Annotated in this window: 18 protein-coding genes; all 18 read right to left on the reverse strand. The window is 66.4% G+C overall.

The features are described from left to right. Genes nuoK through QF777_08920 form a run of 18 tightly spaced genes read right to left on the reverse strand, consistent with a single transcriptional unit; the run spans position 1 to position 15,987 of the window. Complete coding sequence (gene nuoK, locus QF777_08835; protein ID MDP6911651.1) at positions 1-306, reverse strand: NADH-quinone oxidoreductase subunit NuoK; 306 nt, start codon at positions 304-306, stop codon at positions 1-3. Then, a complete protein-coding gene (locus QF777_08840) occupies positions 306-935 on the reverse strand; it encodes an NADH-quinone oxidoreductase subunit J (protein MDP6911652.1) in 630 nt (209 codons plus the stop codon). Before QF777_08840 ends, nuoK begins: the two co-directional genes overlap by 1 nt. After that, positions 935-1,585, reverse strand: coding sequence for an NADH-quinone oxidoreductase subunit NuoI (gene nuoI, locus QF777_08845; GenBank protein ID MDP6911653.1), 651 nt, complete (start codon positions 1,583-1,585; stop codon positions 935-937). Before nuoI ends, QF777_08840 begins: the two co-directional genes overlap by 1 nt. Further along, the gene (gene nuoH / locus QF777_08850) at positions 1,585-2,814 is read right to left on the reverse strand and encodes an NADH-quinone oxidoreductase subunit NuoH (GenBank protein MDP6911654.1); all 1,230 of its coding nucleotides are present in this window, start codon (positions 2,812-2,814) and stop codon (positions 1,585-1,587) included. The genes nuoI and nuoH overlap by 1 nt, the downstream gene beginning before the upstream one ends. Continuing rightward, positions 2,811-5,309 carry an NADH-quinone oxidoreductase subunit NuoG gene (gene nuoG, locus QF777_08855; GenBank protein MDP6911655.1) on the reverse strand — a complete coding sequence of 833 codons (2,499 nt, stop codon included), beginning with the start codon at positions 5,307-5,309 and terminating at the stop codon, positions 2,811-2,813. The genes nuoH and nuoG overlap by 4 nt, the downstream gene beginning before the upstream one ends. Continuing rightward, positions 5,306-6,721, reverse strand: coding sequence for an NADH-quinone oxidoreductase subunit NuoF (nuoF, locus tag QF777_08860; GenBank protein ID MDP6911656.1), 1,416 nt, complete (start codon positions 6,719-6,721; stop codon positions 5,306-5,308). Before nuoF ends, nuoG begins: the two co-directional genes overlap by 4 nt. Continuing rightward, positions 6,718-7,365, reverse strand: a complete 648-nt coding sequence (locus tag QF777_08865; GenBank protein ID MDP6911657.1) for an NAD(P)H-dependent oxidoreductase subunit E — start codon at positions 7,363-7,365, stop codon at positions 6,718-6,720. Before QF777_08865 ends, nuoF begins: the two co-directional genes overlap by 4 nt. Further along, positions 7,362-8,756, reverse strand: a complete 1,395-nt coding sequence (locus tag QF777_08870) for an NADH-quinone oxidoreductase subunit D (protein ID MDP6911658.1) — start codon at positions 8,754-8,756, stop codon at positions 7,362-7,364. The genes QF777_08865 and QF777_08870 overlap by 4 nt, the downstream gene beginning before the upstream one ends. A 5-nt stretch (positions 8,757-8,761) precedes the next feature. After that, entirely contained in the window at positions 8,762-9,265 is a 504-nt protein-coding gene (locus tag QF777_08875; protein MDP6911659.1) for an NADH-quinone oxidoreductase subunit C, read from the reverse strand. Further along, the gene (locus QF777_08880) at positions 9,262-9,831 is read right to left on the reverse strand and encodes an NADH-quinone oxidoreductase subunit B family protein (GenBank protein ID MDP6911660.1); all 570 of its coding nucleotides are present in this window, start codon (positions 9,829-9,831) and stop codon (positions 9,262-9,264) included. The genes QF777_08875 and QF777_08880 overlap by 4 nt, the downstream gene beginning before the upstream one ends. Before the next feature lie 38 nt (positions 9,832-9,869). Next, positions 9,870-10,355, reverse strand: coding sequence for an NADH-quinone oxidoreductase subunit A (gene ndhC, locus QF777_08885; GenBank protein ID MDP6911661.1), 486 nt, complete (start codon positions 10,353-10,355; stop codon positions 9,870-9,872). 26 nt (positions 10,356-10,381) lie between these two features. Then, entirely contained in the window at positions 10,382-11,392 is a 1,011-nt protein-coding gene (locus QF777_08890; GenBank protein MDP6911662.1) for a hypothetical protein, read from the reverse strand. Then, positions 11,392-12,588, reverse strand: a complete 1,197-nt coding sequence (locus QF777_08895; GenBank protein ID MDP6911663.1) for a c-type cytochrome — start codon at positions 12,586-12,588, stop codon at positions 11,392-11,394. Before QF777_08895 ends, QF777_08890 begins: the two co-directional genes overlap by 1 nt. Positions 12,589-12,621: 33 nt before the next feature. After that, the gene (locus QF777_08900; protein MDP6911664.1) at positions 12,622-13,497 is read right to left on the reverse strand and encodes a Rieske 2Fe-2S domain-containing protein; all 876 of its coding nucleotides are present in this window, start codon (positions 13,495-13,497) and stop codon (positions 12,622-12,624) included. Between the two features lie 56 nt (positions 13,498-13,553). Further along, the gene (locus QF777_08905; GenBank protein ID MDP6911665.1) at positions 13,554-14,273 is read right to left on the reverse strand and encodes a menaquinol-cytochrome c reductase cytochrome b subunit; all 720 of its coding nucleotides are present in this window, start codon (positions 14,271-14,273) and stop codon (positions 13,554-13,556) included. 28 nt (positions 14,274-14,301) lie between these two features. Further along, positions 14,302-15,084, reverse strand: a complete 783-nt coding sequence (gene extP, locus QF777_08910) for a selenite/tellurite reduction operon b-type cytochrome ExtP (protein MDP6911666.1) — start codon at positions 15,082-15,084, stop codon at positions 14,302-14,304. 46 nt (positions 15,085-15,130) lie between these two features. Next, positions 15,131-15,547, reverse strand: coding sequence for a 4Fe-4S binding protein (locus QF777_08915; GenBank protein MDP6911667.1), 417 nt, complete (start codon positions 15,545-15,547; stop codon positions 15,131-15,133). Beyond that, positions 15,544-15,987, reverse strand: a complete 444-nt coding sequence (locus QF777_08920) for a hypothetical protein (GenBank protein MDP6911668.1) — start codon at positions 15,985-15,987, stop codon at positions 15,544-15,546. The genes QF777_08915 and QF777_08920 overlap by 4 nt, the downstream gene beginning before the upstream one ends. Positions 15,988-16,138 lie beyond the last annotated feature (151 nt).

A 16,138-nucleotide genomic window follows, 5' to 3' on the forward strand; every position in this document is an offset into this window, starting at 1 on the left:
TTAACCCCCCAGTACCGAGAGGTCGTCGGCCGTCGCACCCTGGCGGCGGCGCATGATGGCCACGATGATCCCGAGGCCGACCACGACCTCGGCCGCCGCGACGACAAGCACGAAGAACACCGAGAGTTGGCCGCCCAGATCGCCCAGTTCGGCGCCGAGGCTTACGAAGGTCAGGTTGACGGCGTTGAGCATCAGCTCGACGCACATGAACATAACCAGCGGGTTGCGGCGGGTCAGAAGGCCGACGGCGCCGAGCGAGAACAGCACGGCCCCCAACGCCAGATACCAGGAGGTGGTCACCACCATCAGGCGCCCCCCGCTTCTTCGGGCTCTTCGTCAGCCGCTGTATCAGGCCCGGCATCGGCGTCGGCGGGCTCGGTGGACGTAGCCACGACCACGACGGGAGGCGGTTGCAGCGGGCCCTTGACGGTCCGGGCCAGCACCACAGCGCCGACCACCGCGACGGTCAGCAGCAGGGCGGTCAACTCCACGGCGAAAACGTGCCCGGTGAACAGGGCCTCGCCGAGACGCCGGGTGTTGTCCCCGGCATCACCCAGCGGCGCGGTCCGACCGGGAGCACCCGTCGGACCATCGGTGGCCACCAGCAGGAGGGTGAGCAGCATCCCCATCAACGAGGCGCCGATCACCGCGGCCAGGGGACGCTGGCCGACAATGGGTTCCACCCCGAGGTTCTCGGCCCGGTCGACGCCCAGCAGCATGATCACGAACAGGAACAGGATGACCACGGCGCCCGCGTAGACGATGACCTGGACGGCAGCCAGGAAGGTGGCGTCCTGGAGGACGAACAGGACGGCGACCCCGAACAGGGTCTGGACCAGGAACAGGGCGGCGTGCACCGGGTTACGCGACGTGAGCACGCCCACGGCACCGGTCAACACGATCGCCGCACTGGCGAAGAAGACGAAGGCTTCCATCAGTGGGTATCCGACCCTTCGTCATCGGATCCAGGTTCGTCGGATTCAGCGCCGGCATCTCCGTCTGACTGCCCGACCTCCGGGGCCCTCACGCCATGACCCAGCTCGCCCGACCACGACACCTGTCCGCTGTACAAGGCGTCCCCACTGGGCGACGTGGCACGCATCCAACCCGAAGTCATGGCGTCGTCACCCGGTCGCCAGTCTTCCCACGGGAGGTGCTGAGGACGACCCGTGGTGGCATCGACCACCAACTCGTCCTTCGTGTAGATGGCGTCGGCCCGGTTGGTGAACGAAAACTCGAACAACTTCGACTCGGTGATGGCCTCGGTCGGGCAGGCCTCCACGCACAGGTCGCAGTGAATGCACCGCAGGTAGTTGATCTCGTAGATGAAGCCGTACCGCTCGCCGGGGGACACCGGTTCGTCGGGCGGGTTGTCGGCGCCGCGCACGTAGATGCACTTCGCTGGGCAGACCCCGGCGCACAGCTCACAACCGATGCACTTCTCCATGCCGTCCTCGTACCGGTTCAGCACGTGGCGGCCGTGCAAGCGGGCCGGCTTGGGACGCTTGTCCTTCGGGTACGAGGTGGTGACCCGCTTCTCGAACATCTTGCCGAAGGTGACGGCGAAGCCGCGGAAGTAACCCATCAGACCGACTCGCCTTCCCGCTCGCCATCCAGGTCTGCCAGACGCTCGGCCCGGGCCTTGGACACCGCACCAATGAGGAGCGCAGCACCGCCGGCCATCACGGCCATGCCGACCATCACCACCGGCACCAGCGGCCATCCCCGGTCACCGGCCACGTTCATGGCCCCGATCAGCAGGAACCATCCGAGAGCCACCGGGATCAGCACCTTCCACCCCAGGTCCATGAGCTGGTCGTAGCGCAGCCGGGGCAGCGTGGCCCGGAGCCACACGAAGCAGAACAGGAAGGCGAACACCTTGAGGCTGAACCAGAAGACTGGCCACACCCAGCCCAAGGTGTCGGTCAGGATCGGTCCGGCTGGGCCACCCAGAAACAAGGTGACGGCGATAGCCGACATGGTGATTACGTTCATGAACTCGGCCAGAAAGAAGAGAGCGAACCGCAGCGAGCTGTATTCGGTGTGGAACCCGCCGACCAGCTCCTGTTCGGCCTCCACCAGGTCGAATGGCGGGCGGTTCAACTCAGCGGTCCCGGCCATCAGGAACACGATGAACGGGACAACGCCGGTGGCCAGAACGTTCCAGCTGCCGTTGACCTGACTGGCCACGATGTCGTGCGTGGACAGCGAACCGGAGGTCAGGAAGACCGCTGCGATGGCCAGGCCGAGGGCCGCCTCATAACTGATCATCTGGGCCGACGCCCGCACCGAACCGAGCAGCGGGTACTTCGAACCCGACGACCAGCCGGCCAGCATCACGCCGTAGACGGCGATCGAAGAGAGGGCAAGGAAGAATAGGACGCCCACCGGCGGGTCGGCCACCTGCAGGTAGGTGCGCTCACCGAACCACGTGACGGTGCCGTCGCCCGACGAGAAGTCGCCCCCAATGGGGACAATGGCGAACACTAGGAAGGCCGGCACCAACGACAGATAGGGGGCCAACTTGAAGACCACCCGGTCGGCCCGGTCCGGGATGAGGTCCTCCTTGAAGAACAGCTTGATCCCGTCGGCCAGTGTCTGGAGGATGCCGAACGGGCCGGCCACGGCCGGGCCGATCCGGTTGTGCATGTCGGCCACCAGCTTGCGCTCGAACCAGATCATGAGCATGACCGAGACGAGCAGCAGGGTGAAGGCCACAACGACCTTCAGGACCACGATGCCCACGATGCCCAGGTCCAGATCGCCACTCAGCAGCGGATCCAGCGCCAGCACGGCGGTGTCCAGGGCGCTCACCGGCGACCCACCCGGACTTCGGTGACCGGCGCCAAGGCATCGATCAGGGCGTTGACGTCCATGTCGGGCTGGTTGGCCCTCAGGTGCACGGTCCCCCGGGCCACACCGGCATCGGCGGCCACCACCACCTGGATGGTGCCTTGGGCGCTGATGAGGTCCACGACCTCACCCTCGTCAATCCCGTTGCGGGCCAGGTCTGTCGGCTCAATGCCGGCACGCGTCCCCGGGGCCAGACCGGCCAATGACGGGCTGTGGGCCACCAGGACCCCGGCGTCGTACATGCACCGGTCGACCACCAGGCGGAGGCCGTAGCCGTCGCGTCCCGGAACGCCGGTCGGTTCGGGCCGGTCCAGACCCAGCGAACCCTCGATCAGGATCCCCTCGCGGGTCGCCTCGGCGAGGGCCTCGGGTGTGAGCGCGGAGTGAAGCGGCGACACGGTGACCAGTTCGGCCAGCACGTCGTCCACTGACTCGAAGCCCAGGTCACCACCCAGACGCTCGGCGAGATCCACGGCGATCGCCCAGTCAGGTCGGGACGTTCCAGGTGAGGTCACCTTGCGGGCCACCACGCTTACCCGGCCCTCCAGGTTGGTAAAGGTTCCGTCGAGTTCGGTGGAGGCCACGGCGGGGAGGACCACGTCGGCCCGGGCCACGGTCTCGGTGCCGAACAGGTCGATGGCCACCACGGTTCTCGCCCCGGCCAGGGCCTGCTCGACGAGTTGGCGGTCGGGCACATCGGCCAGCAGATCGGCCCCCAGCAAGACGAGGACGTCAATGTCTCCAGCGGCCGCCGCAGTGAGAATCCCCAGCGCGTCATGGCCGGCGGCCGTCGGTACGGTCGGCCACGCATCGGCGACCCGTCCGGCATCGGCCAGCGATGCGCGACCTGGAAGGAGCCCGGGAGCCAGACCCATGTCCATGGCGCCGTGGACGTTGCCGCGACGGAGAAGCGAGAGGAATGTGGCCTCAGGCAGATGGTCGTGGAGGGCCAGTGCACCGTCCACTACCGGGCCGGCTGACTCGGCCAGCGAGGGTCGGCCCAGCAGCACCGTGACCGGCGAACCGTCAGCCACCGCGGCGGCCAGGGTGGCTCCGGCAGCGGCCAACTGGTCGACCGGGATGCCGCCGACACCGACCGGTGATCTGGAGCCGAACATGGCGGCCACCACGCCAGCCGCATCACCTGGGGTAACTCGCAGCGAATGGGCGGCGTGAGGGCTCAGCCCGGTACGTCGCGGCGTGAGTTCAATCAGGGTGGCCCCGTCGTGGACCACGGCGTGTCGGAGTCGCAGAAACAGCGCCCCGAGTTCCTCCTTGGGGTCGGGACCCAGGAGCACGATCGTTCCGCCGGGCGTGCAGGCCCGGTCGATGGTGGCCCGCGGCAAGCCGAGGACGACCTCCGCGGGCAGACCATCGGCCAACTGGGCGTCCACGTGGTCGGTGCCCAGCACGCCCTTGGCCAGCTTGACCCACGCGTACTGCGACTCGTTGGTCATCCGGGCGCCGCCCAACACGGCGATCCGATCAGCCGGTGCGGCCGACAAGGCCGACGCAGCGACGCCGAGCGCCTCGCCCCACGGCGCAGCGACCAGCGAGTCGCCCTCGGCCGTCCGGTTGCCCAGGGCGTCGCCCCGCAGCATCGGTGAGGCCAGGCGGTCCTCGTGGTCGTAGGCCTCGAAGACGAACCGTTCCTTGTCCGAGAGCCAGCCCCAGTTGACGGCGTCGGCGTCGACACCCTGGAACCGGAGCACCCGGTCGCTCGAGGACTGCACGGTGATGCGACTGCCCACGCTGTCCAGCGTGCTGGTCGACTCGACCTCCTCGAGATCCCACGGGCGGGCCTTGAAACGGTACGGAGTAGCGGTCAACGCGCCCACCGGGCAGACCTGCACGGTGTTACCGCTGAAGTACGAGGAGAAGGGCTGTTCGGGGAAGGTGTTGATCTGGGTCTGGCCGCCCCGGTCCATGAAGTGGATGAGTTGATCGCCGGCCACCTCGCCGGCGAACCTGGTGCAGCGGTCGCACAGGATGCAGCGTTCCCGGTCCAGGTAGACGTTGGAGTTGACGGGGATCGGCTTCTCGAAGTGCCGCTTCTCCTCGACGAATCGGCTCTCGCCTGGTCCGAAAGCCATTGTCTGGTCCTGCAGGGGGCACTCGCCGCCCTTATCGCAGACGGGGCAGTCCAGTGGGTGGTTGACGAGCAGGAACTCCAGCACCCCGTCCTGGGCCTTTCGGGTGCGGTCCGACTCGGTCTCGACGGACATGCCGGGCGTGCACTCGAGCATGCACGACGGCTGCAGGGCAGGGCCCCGCCCGGTGTCGACCTCGACCAGGCACATGCGACACATCCCGACCGGCTTCATCCGGCTGTGGTGGCAGAACCGGGGAATGTACGTGCCGGTGCGCTCGCAGGCGTCGATCAGCAATTCACCCGGGTGGGCGGCCACCGTCTCACCATCGACCTGTATCTCGACGACGGGTGTTTCCCCACTCATGCGCCAACCTCCCCACCGGGGGCGGCGGCCGACACTGGGATGCCGTCGCTTCGGGTGATGCGGGCCTCAAACTCGTGGCGGAATCGCCGGATGGTCGAGGTGATGGGCGCCACCGACGACGGACCCAACGGACAGATGGTGGTCTGGCGGGGCGGGAACGGCACGGCTTCAAGCCCCTCGTCGGCATGGGCGGCCACCGGATACGGCCCGGGGCTGATGTTGTCGCCCACGTCGAGCAGCAGATCGATGTCGGACGGTCGGCCATGCCCGTCGAGGATGCGAGCCAGGATCTTCTCCTCCCAGTTGGTCCCCTCCCGACAGGGCGAGCACTTGCCACATGACTCGCGGGCGAAGAACCGCACCATCCGATGGCAGGCCTTCACGGCGTCGGTGGTCTCGTCCATGACGATGATGGCGCCCGATCCCAGCATTGATCCGGCGGCGCCCACCTCCTTGGCCTCCAGCGGCAGGTCGAGGTGCTCGGCAAAGAACCAGGGTGCGGATCCACCGCCCGGGATGAACATCTTCAACTCGTGGCCGTTCCGGATTCCCTGGCAGAACGCCTCGCCGTAGAACAGGTCGCGGAACGTGGTGACGCCCTGCTCGACCTCGTAGACACCGGGCCGGTTCACGTGTCCCGAAACGGTGAACAGGCGGGTACCGGGCGAGGTCTCCGACCCCATCTTCCGGTAGGCGACAGCGCCGTGGGACATGATCCACGGCACGTTGGCTAGCGTCTCCACGTTGTTGACGATGGTCGGCTGGCCGTAGAGCCCGATGGCCGCCGGAAAGTACGGCGGCTTGAGGCGGGGCATGCCCCGGTTGCCCTCGAGGCTCTCGATGAGCGCCGTTTCCTCGCCCACGATGTAGGCGCCGGCACCCCAGTGGAGGGTGATGTCTACCGACAGGTCGGTGCCCAGGACGTTTCGGCCCACGTAGCCCGCGGCATAGGCCTCGTTGAGTGCCGTGGCGATTCGCTCCTGGGCCAGGGCCATCTCGCCCCGGACGTACAGGAAGCACTGCGACAACCCGAGGGCGTAACAGGCGATCAGGCAGCCCTCGATGAGTTGATGCGGATCGCGCTCCATCAGCAGGCGGTCCTTGTAGGTGCCGGGCTCGCTCTCGTCGCCGTTCACGACCAGGTACCGGGGCCACACGCCCTCGGGGCAGAAGCCCCACTTGACGCCGGCCGGGAATCCGGCACCACCACGGCCCAGCAGGGTGGCCTCGCGGACCTGGGCGTGCACGACGTCGGGGGTCATGGTCAGCGCGGCCCGGAGGCCCTCGTAGCCCCCGGTGGCCAGGGAGCGTTCCAGGGTGAAGGAATCCTCGTGAGGGAAGCGGGAGGTCACGACCTTCGGCCCGTCGTTGTCGACGTAGCCAGCGGCATGGGGGACGTAGGCGCCGGTCACGATGCCTCCTCTTCTACCGCAGGCATCCATGCGGGTGACCCGGTGACGTCCTCGGGGGGTACCACGCCGGCCCGACGATCATCCGGCACGTGCTGTCGTACCCGACCGAGGGTTCCGTGGTCGGGGATGTCACCGCCGTCGCCCGCTGCGCCGCGGACCAGTGGGCTACGTCCGGCCCGGAGGTCGGCCACCACCTCATCGAAGGTTTCGGTGTCGGCCCGGTGGAAGTAGCGGTAGTTCACGGTGAAGCAGGGCGCCTCGGTGCAGGCTGCCACGCACTCCACGTCCTCGACGGTGAACAGGCCGTCGTCGGTGGTGCCACCGGCCCGGACCCCGAGCGTCGACTCGGCGTGCTCTAGGAGTTCCTCGCCACCCAGTAGTTGGCAGGACACGTTGGTGCATACGTTGACCACATACCGGCCCACCGGATGGAACTTGAACATTTCGTAGAAGCTGCCGGTGCCCAGCACCTCGGCGGCCGTGGTCCCGGTCATGGCGGCGATCTCGACCATGGCCTCGGGCATTACCCATCCCTCCTGCTCCTGGGCTAGATGGAGTAGTGGGATGACCGCCGACTTCGGCTTCGGGTACCGGGTCAGGATCTCGCGGGCGATCCGCTCGTTCGATGGGTCGAACCAGCTCACCGGTCGACCTCCCCCATGATGGGGTCCACCGACGACACGACAGCCACGCCGTCGGCGATCAGACCACCCTCCATGAGGTGCGGCAGGGTCTGTAGGTTCACGAAGCTGGGACCACGGATGTGCATCCGGTAGGGCTTCGGACCCCCGTCCGACACCAGGTAACAACCGAGTTCACCACGGGGCGACTCCACGGCGGCGTACGTCTCACCCTCTGGCACGTGGAAGCCCTCGGTGAAGATCTTGAAGTGGTGGATGAGGGCTTCCATCGACTCGTCAATGCGGGCACGCGGCGGCGGGGTGACCTTCTTGTCTTGGGTCCGGTAGTCGCCTTCGGGGATCAGGTCGATGATCTGCTCGACGATTCGCAGCGACTCCCGGATCTCGTTGAGGCGGATGGCGTAGCGGTCGAACGAGTCGCCGTGGGTACCCACGATTACGTCGAACTCCACCTCGTCGTAGGCCAGATAGGGCTGGTCGCGGCGCAGGTCCCAGGCGTAGCCGGTTGACCGCAGGATGGGACCGGTGGCCGACAGGGCGAGCGCTTCGGCAGGGGTCATGACGCCCACGCCCTGGAGCCGCTCGCGAAAGATGGGTTGCCCGGTGAGCAGGGTGTCGTACTCGTCGAGTCGGGGTGGGATCAGGTCGAGCAGCCGCCGAAGGTCGTCCTGCCACCCGTCGGGGAGGTCGGCGGCGACCCCTCCGGGCCGGATGTAGTTGTGGTTCATCCGCAGGCCGGTGACCTTTTCGAAGAAGCGGAGCACCTCTTCGCGCTCGCGCCAGCCATAGATCATCATCGACACGGCGCCTAGGTCCATGCCGTTGGTGGCCTGGAACAGGAGGTGTGAGGCGACCCGATTTAGCTCGCACATGAGCATCCGGATCCAGGTGGCCCGCGGCGGCACGTCGATGCCCAGGAGTTGCTCAACGGCCAGGGAGAAGGCCAGTTCGGAGAACAGTGGGGCGGCGTAGTCCATCCGGGTGACGTTGGTCGGGCCCTGGAGGTAGGTGAGGTCCTCGGCGGTCTTTTCCATACCGGTGTGGAGGTAGCCGATGATCGGCTTGGTCCGCAGGATCGTCTCTCCCTCCATCTCCAACATGAGACGGAGCACTCCGTGGGTGGACGGGTGCGACGGGCCCATGTTGAGGATCATCCGCTGGTCTGCAGCATCGCCGGTGGGCGGATCGTCGGGATCGCCAGCCAGGACGGCGGCCTCGGCCTCGCTCAGGCGAAGTACGGCACTCGTGTCGTCACGGCGCAAGACGCGCTCGTACGAGCCCAGGTCCAGATCGGAGCCCTCGACACCGGGGCCGTCAAGGGCGCCGTCGAGAGAACCGTCGACGGGCTCGTCGGTCGGAGGACCTGTCGGAGGACCTGTCGGAGGACTGATCATGTCCGTCATCGGGCGGCCGGGGCGTCCTTGAACTGGACCGGAATCCGGCCAATGGCCACGTCGCGACGGAGCGGGTGACCCTCCCAGTCCTCGGGCATCAGGATCCGGGTGTGGTCGGGGTGGCCGGCGAAGGCCACACCGACCAGATCCCAGGCCTCGCGCTCCATGGCCTCGGTCCCCGGGAAGATGTCGAACAGCGATGGCACCACGGGCTCGGCTTCGGGCACCTGGGCCCGCAAACGAACCCGTCGACCTCTGGTGTGGTCGATGAATGCGGCTACTACCTCGAAGCGCTCGGGTGTCACGCCCTCGGGCAGGTCGGTGCGACCTGGATGAGCGGAGTAGTCCACGGCGGTGACGTCGATGGCCATGCAGAAGCCGTCGGCTTTCAGGGCCGAAACAGTGTCCAGCCACTGGTCGACGGTCGGGTGCAACACGACCTGCCCGGTGGCCTCGACCACCTGCACGCCGTGGAGCAGGGACTCGTCGCTCACCTCGGGCTCGCTCATCGGGTGCCCAGTTCCACGGCCTGGACGGTCTCGACGGGAGCGGCACGCACGTCGACCTCGATGGCCGCGCCACCGTCATTGGCCTCGCGGCGGCGTGTCAGTTCGCCGCTCTGGATGTTGTCGTGCAGCGTCAGGATGGCGTGCATCAGGGTCTCGGGGCCGGGCGGGCAACCGGGGGCGTAGACATCGACCGGCACGACCTGATCGACGCCCTGGACAATGGCGTAGTTGTTGAACATTCCGCCGCTCGACGCGCACACGCCCATGGAAATGACCCACTTGGGCTCCATCATCTGGTCGTAGATCTGGCGCAGGATGGGAGCCATCTTCTGGGACACCCGGCCGGCCACGATCATCAGGTCGGCCTGACGTGGCGAGGCCCGGAAGACCTCCATGCCGTAGCGGGCCAGGTCGTAGTGAGCGGCACCGGTGGCCATCATCTCAATGGCGCAGCACGCCAGGCCGAACGTCGCCGGCCAGCAACTTCGGGCCCGCGACCACTTCACGAGATCCTCGACCTTGGCCGTGACGAAGTTGTGCTCGAGGCCCTCGAGGCCGTGGGACATCACGTCTGAGGTCTCGCCGAGTCCGGGAAGGTGCACCATCAGGCGTCCCGATCCCGTCCCTCGAGCCCCACTTCGCGAACCCCGGCCCGCCGAACGGTGGACGACGAGGTGCGGTGCGGTGACACGGCGTGCCGGACCCGACGTACCGGACCCCACTCAAGGGCCCCGTTGCCGATCAGGTACACGAACGACTCGAATACCGCCGCCGAGAAGATGAGGACGGCCACCAGACCGAACAGGCCGAGACCGTCATGGGCAATGGCCCACGGGTAGAAGAAGATGATCTCGATATCAAAGACGATGAAGATCATCGCCACGAGGAAGAACCGGACGGGGAACCGCTCGGGCGTCTCACGTCCCGGGATGATCCCGCACTCGTAGGGCGCGGCCTTGCGGTCATTCGGGCTTCGGGGGGCGAGCAGGCGCGAGGCGACGAAGCTGAGGGCGGCGAACAGGAACGCCAGGATCAGGAGGACGATGATGGGGAGGTACTGGCCGAGCACGTCACTCGTCCCCAGTTCCACCCACGACCACGGGATTGATCACGAGGTCAGGCGCTGCTGGTCTCGAACTCCCTGCGCCGCTCCATGAGCTCCTTGTCACGCACGTGGAGCCAGTAGCAGAGGGCCAGGAAGACCAGCAACGAACCGATGGTGACCAGTGCAGGTCGCAGGCGAACCCATCCGAGATCACGGATCATCACCACCGACACGACGGGCTCACCGGGGTCGACAACCGGACGGGGCGGGGCCACGCCGGCAGGGACCTCTTGGAATAGCACCCCCTGTAACTGCACCACCGTGTAGCGGGTCGGGTGGGTGAGTCGGGCCGAGTTGGTGATCCAATGGCTGATCCGGTCCCAACGGTTTGGATCATCGGTCAACGAGGGCTTGCCACCCATGGTGTAGGCATCGAGCAACTTGTAGTCGGCCGAACTAGCAAACCCGAGATCGGGATGGGCGAGCACGTCAGCGGCCGCCTGAGCCTGCGCGTCGCCGGCCTCGGTGGTGGCCAAGAGGCGCCATGGACCAACGGCGCGGAGACCCGCGGCATCGGTCACGTTGCGGGCCACGGCAGCAAGCTCCGACCGAGTGATGGTCTCGTTTCGCAACTGGCGGTCGGCTCGAAGGGCATTGAGTGCCTCGGCCTCCAGGTCCGGGTTGTCGGTCGCGTTGGGGAGCGTGTCGAACTCCGCAATCGCCACGGCGTCGCCAGAGGCCACGACCAGTTCGTAGGCCGACGGGATCTCGTCCGGATTGGGCAACTCACGGGCGTACGACAGGCCACTGGCCCGAAGGTCCCCGACGTTGATGTCCACGGTCTTCCAGCTCGGGGCGTCACCCTTCCAGCCAGAGCCGTACATCCACCAGGCGCTGCCCAGGATGACCATCCAGCCCATGAGTGCGGCGGCGGCCATCAGGGTGGCCAGCCGGACACCCGAATTGGTGGCGATGACCAGCCAGACCGATCCCATGAGGACAACGAAGCCGGTGGCGACGACCAGGATGCCTCGGATCTCGGGGTCCCATGCCAGGCCGGCCAGCGTGACGAGGCTGTCCATCAGAGGCTCCTCTCATACGCCACGATGGCGGCGATCTGCTCCGGGGTGAGGATGCGGGACCGCACGACCGTGCCGATCACGTCGAGGTCGTCGGTGCGGCCACCGAAGCCGGGCATGGCGCCGGTGCCGGGACGGGCGTTTCCGTAGCCGGCGCCAACTTCCGAACCGGTGCGGACAAAGTCCTCGTGCCCACCGGTCGTCGGGAAGTGGGTTTCGATGCCCACGAGAGCCGGCCCAACGTGGCCTGCTCCCGGTCGGTAGCCGGTGAGCACGCCGGCCTCGGCCAGACGGGGCCACTCGGCCATGAGCTCAGCGGTGGCCTCCTCGCTCGAGGCTCCGTAGGAGAAACCGGGCGTGTGGCAGCGGGCGCAACTGTTGGCGCCCTGGGCTGCCGGGTTGTTGAAGAGCAACTCGCCGTAGGCGGCGTAGTCGCTGCTGGACGGATCGGCGGCCTGGGCGAGCCAGGCCTCGATCGCCGCGTCGGTGTCGTCGGCATTGGTCAGACCCGGGTCACGAGCAGTAACGATGCCCCTTGCGCCGACCTGCAGACCGCTTGTCACCTCGGCGGCCGCCTCCTCGGGCGTCAGCTGGATAGAGCGCAGGTAGACGACGAGTTGATGGACCTGCTGGGAGGTCAGCGGACCGCCGCCGGGTAGGCCCCATGCGGGCATCGGCGTCCCGGGTCGGCCGTAGTCGAGGATGCGCTTGACCTCGGATTCGTCGAAGCGACTCAGGACCGTGGTGAGCGCCGGGGCCTTCCACTCGACCTGGGCCACGAAGCCACCGTCGGCGTCGGCAATGGTGAACTGGGCCACGCCACCCACGCCTCCGGGGCCGTGGCAACTCACGCACGCCTCTTCGAAGGTCCGTGCTCCACGTCCCTCGAACCGCTTGACCCAGCCGTAGGCCGCGTTGTCCTGGCGGGCCGGCTCCATGAGCCAGTAGATGGGGAGGATCAGGGAGACCACGGTGAGCAGGACCAGCGACCAGGCCAGATTGCGGTCCAGGAACCGGGTCTCGAGCTCATCGTCGTCGGCGTGGCGCACCCGGTTGGGAGCCAAGTCGATCTCGGACCCGACCTCCCGCTTGCCGATGCGAAAACTGAACAACAGGTAGACGAACATGCCCACCAAGACGACAGACGCGAGGACCCAGCCGATGGTCCTTTGTGTGCTTGCGAGGAGAAGTGTGCTCATCGGTGTCTCTGCGATCTCGTGCGTCTCGACGGACTAGTGGCCGCCGGCCTGGCCGATGCAGTTCGGACCCTCGGCCTCCTGGCCGGTGGTGTTCGTACCAATCGGGGGGCCCTGGACAATGGTGCCGGTGTCTACGGTGAGAACACCGTCAGTCACCGACATGGCAAAACGGTCCATGCCCCGGGGAGCCGGACCGCCTCGCTTCTCGCCTACCTGGTTGTACTGCGAACCGTGGCACGGGCACTCGAACCACTGCGAGGACACACAGTTCGGCACCCGGCAGCCCAGATGGGGGCACTTCTGGTAGAGGGCGATGACGCCGGCGTCAAAGCCGCCGTCCACGCCGGCCGTCATGCCGGCCAGTTCCGGCGCCGAATAATTGGCACGGGCCTTCTCGACTGCGCCGTTCGGGTAGGCGGTGATCCACATCCGGCCCTCCGGCTTGTACAGAAAGCCGTTGTTGGCGGTGATGTCGGCTAGCAACTCCACGACGTTGCCCACCTTGATCTTGGAACCAAAACCACTCACGCCCTGGGGCCACAAGAAGGCGATGCTGGCGCCACCGAAGCCCGAGAGGCCGAAGCCCATCATGCCGACGAGGCTCCGGTTGAAGAACTGTCGGCGGCTCACGCCAACGGCTACCGGGTCGGGGGCCACGAACGGCTCGGCGGGCGCCGACTCCACGGCCACCACGCCGGACCCGGATCGGGCTGCGACCGCGGCGGCCTCGACCTCGCGACCGGACGGGGCCGCCTCAGCTTCGGACCCACCCAACAGGGGGTTGGTCACGTCTCGCCGGCGTGTCTCACGGGATAGGCCGACCGCGCTGCGGTCGCGTCGCCGGGAGGCCCCGGCCAGAACGGCCACGGCAAGGACGAGGAGAAGGATGACTGCAACGGCGACGCCCACGGGTCAACTCCTGTGCTTCATCAGAATGGTGGACGGGATGAAGGGTTCCATGGCGATCACAGTTCGAAGAAGAGGCCGGAGTTCCACGGGAAGACGAAGTTGAAGCCGGGGCCCCGGAAGAAGGACCCGATCATCACCAGCACCGACCAGAACATGAGGTGCACGGTCATCAACGAGATGGCGAACTTGCGATCCTCGGGACGTTTGGACGGGTTCTTATCGATGTAGGGCGCCATGACCAGCACGAAGAGGCCGATACCGGGAATGGTCACACCGGCCACCATCGGGTGGAACATGGTGAGCAGCTCCTGCAGGCCCAAGAAGTACCAGGGCGCCTTGGAGGGGTTCGGCGTCTTGTTGAAGTCAGCCAACTCGAGAAGCGGTGCGTTTACGAAGATCGAGAACAGCAACGAGAACAAGGTGATGGCCAGCGCCGCGAGGAACTCGGCGAGCAGGAGGTGCGGCCAGACGTGCACCTTGTCCTGCGGGGTCGCCTTGGTGTCCTGGATGGAACCCGACTTGACGACGGTCAGTAGTCGCTGGTTGTGACCGTCTGGGCCGCTGCTCCCGGCAGGGGCGGCGGGTCCACCGGCGACGGTTCCGGGCTGGTCGGCGGCAGCGGTACCACGGTCCAGCAGGTGGCTGGGAATCTTCTCGTCGGCAGCAGGCGCGCCGCCCCCGGGCGCGGCTTCGCCAGATGGAGCGTCAGTCGTTCCCTGGGCCTTGGCCTTGGCGGCCTCCGCCCGCTTTCTGAGATGTTCGGGGATCTCGGTCATCTGTCGTCCTGTCGCCTACGGGCCTGACCTACAGCGGACCCGAGATGCCGCCGTCCTTGCGGACTCGCCAGAAGTGGATGGCCATGAATATGACCACCACGAACGGGAGCATCAGGACGTGCAGGGTGTACCAGCGGAGCAGGGTGTCGGTTCCGATCTCGACGCCGCCGAGCAGCACAAATCGGACCTGTTCACCGAAGACGGGTGTGAAGCCCATCATGTTCGTTCCCACCGTCACTGCCCAGAGGGCTAACTGGTCCCATGGGAGGAGGTAGCCGGTGAACGAGAGCAGCAGGGTGAACTGCAAGAGCATCACGCCGATAACCCAGTTGAACTCCCGGGGTGGCTTGTAGGCACCGTGGTAGAAGACACGGGCCATGTGCAGGAACACGGTCAGCACCATGAGGTGGGCAGTCCACCGGTGCATGTTTCGTACCAGCAGACCGAAGCCCACAGCGGTCTGCAGGGTCTGGATGTCGTCCCACGCCTGAGCGGCGGTCGGTCGATAGAAGAACATCAGGAAGATGCCGGTGACCGTCAACAGAATGAACAGAAAGAACGACAGCCCACCAAGACAAAGGGTGTAGCTGACCTTCACTGCGTGACGCTTCACCTTCACCGGGTGGAGGTGGTACAGCACACTGTTCATGATCACGTAAGACCGGTTCCGGGGGCTGTCGTTGTAGCCCTTACGGAAGATCGAGCCCGGTCGGAAGATCGAACTCCAAGCCTGTGAACCCTGGACCTGGTCGGTCAGTTGGCCGAGCTGCTCCTGCAGCGCCTGACCAGCCGGCTTCTTATCGTCAGCCACGGTGTCCGCTCTCCTGTGAAACCTTCATACGTGCGTTCATTTCCACTCAGCCCAGCCGCATTCCGTAGCCGTACCCGTGGGTGTTGGTCCGCTGGTGGGTGTCACCGTCAGCCGGTGCATCGCTGCACTTGCCCATGATGATCACGCCGGTCGGACACCGATCGACGCAGAGGGCACAGCGAGTGCACACGTCGTCGTCGATGGTGAAGATCACATGATCGCTGGGGTCAACTCCCGGCTGTTCGGTCCCTACCGACTCGGCCACCGCCTCAGGCGAGACCATGTGGATGCACTTCCATGGGCAGATGTCGACACAGCCCTCGCACATGATGCACTCGGCTTGGTCGATATGGATGAACTGCTTGACCCGGTTGTTGGTCGTCATCCAGTCCGCGTCAACCTCGCGGAGAACGTAGTCGTCGACGAATTTCGGGTGCGGAGGGTTGGCGTCGGTGACACTCATGTGCCGGCCCCCTCCCGGATCAGCGGACGGCCGTATTCCGACGTGGGCTTCGGTGCATCGTCGGCTTTGCCTCGCTCCTGCCACTGGCGCCACATCACGACGTTGCCTCCGAGGGCGATGCCGTAGATGACGACGGCTACCAGGTCACGGATGACTTGGTAGGTCATGGTGAACGGGAGGCCCCACTCGACGATGCCCTTGTTGCCCGTCCACGGGAGTTCAGGGCCGATCAAATAACGGTCGGGGCGCCAGTTCAGCTCGCTGTCCGCCCAGGTCAGCCACTGGTGAGGTACCACGCCGTAGACCCACCAGAGAATGAAGAAGACGTAGGTGGCGAAAAGCATCGCCTCGCCCCACGTGAAGTCCTTGTCGGCCGGGGTGCGTTTCCGATACCAGTCGACGCCACCCAGAAGGACGAGCAGCACGACGATGGATGTCACGAACGCGACCATCGATCCAGGCCCTCCCTCGGTGGCTCAAGCGGACTTCGTGAAATAATGCACAAGCGGTGTGCGCACCATGCTAACGGTTAGACGCCGGCCACGACGACCGAAGTCCGAAGGGTTGACCAGTGGTCGAACCGGTCCGGGC

Source organism: Acidimicrobiales bacterium (genome assembly GCA_030747595.1).
GTDB lineage: Bacteria > Actinomycetota > Acidimicrobiia > Acidimicrobiales > MedAcidi-G1 > UBA9410.

Excerpts from the sequence above, each read along its gene's own strand:
- nuoK (MDP6911651.1), bottom strand. The coding sequence starts at position 306 with ATGGTGGTGACCACCTCCTGGTATCTGGCGTTGGGGGCCGTGCTGTTC.
- QF777_08840 (MDP6911652.1), bottom strand. The coding sequence starts at position 935 with ATGGAAGCCTTCGTCTTCTTCGCCAGTGCGGCGATCGTGTTGACCGGT.
- nuoI (MDP6911653.1), bottom strand. The coding sequence starts at position 1,585 with ATGGGTTACTTCCGCGGCTTCGCCGTCACCTTCGGCAAGATGTTCGAG.
- nuoG (MDP6911655.1), bottom strand. The coding sequence starts at position 5,309 with ATGAGTGGGGAAACACCCGTCGTCGAGATACAGGTCGATGGTGAGACG.
- QF777_08870 (MDP6911658.1), bottom strand. The coding sequence starts at position 8,756 with ATGATCAGTCCTCCGACAGGTCCTCCGACAGGTCCTCCGACCGACGAG.
- QF777_08875 (MDP6911659.1), bottom strand. The coding sequence starts at position 9,265 with ATGAGCGAGCCCGAGGTGAGCGACGAGTCCCTGCTCCACGGCGTGCAG.
- QF777_08880 (MDP6911660.1), bottom strand. The coding sequence starts at position 9,831 with ATGTCCCACGGCCTCGAGGGCCTCGAGCACAACTTCGTCACGGCCAAG.
- QF777_08890 (MDP6911662.1), bottom strand. The coding sequence starts at position 11,392 with ATGGACAGCCTCGTCACGCTGGCCGGCCTGGCATGGGACCCCGAGATC.
- QF777_08895 (MDP6911663.1), bottom strand. The coding sequence starts at position 12,588 with ATGAGCACACTTCTCCTCGCAAGCACACAAAGGACCATCGGCTGGGTC.
- QF777_08905 (MDP6911665.1), bottom strand. The coding sequence starts at position 14,273 with ATGACCGAGATCCCCGAACATCTCAGAAAGCGGGCGGAGGCCGCCAAG.
- QF777_08915 (MDP6911667.1), bottom strand. The coding sequence starts at position 15,547 with ATGAGTGTCACCGACGCCAACCCTCCGCACCCGAAATTCGTCGACGAC.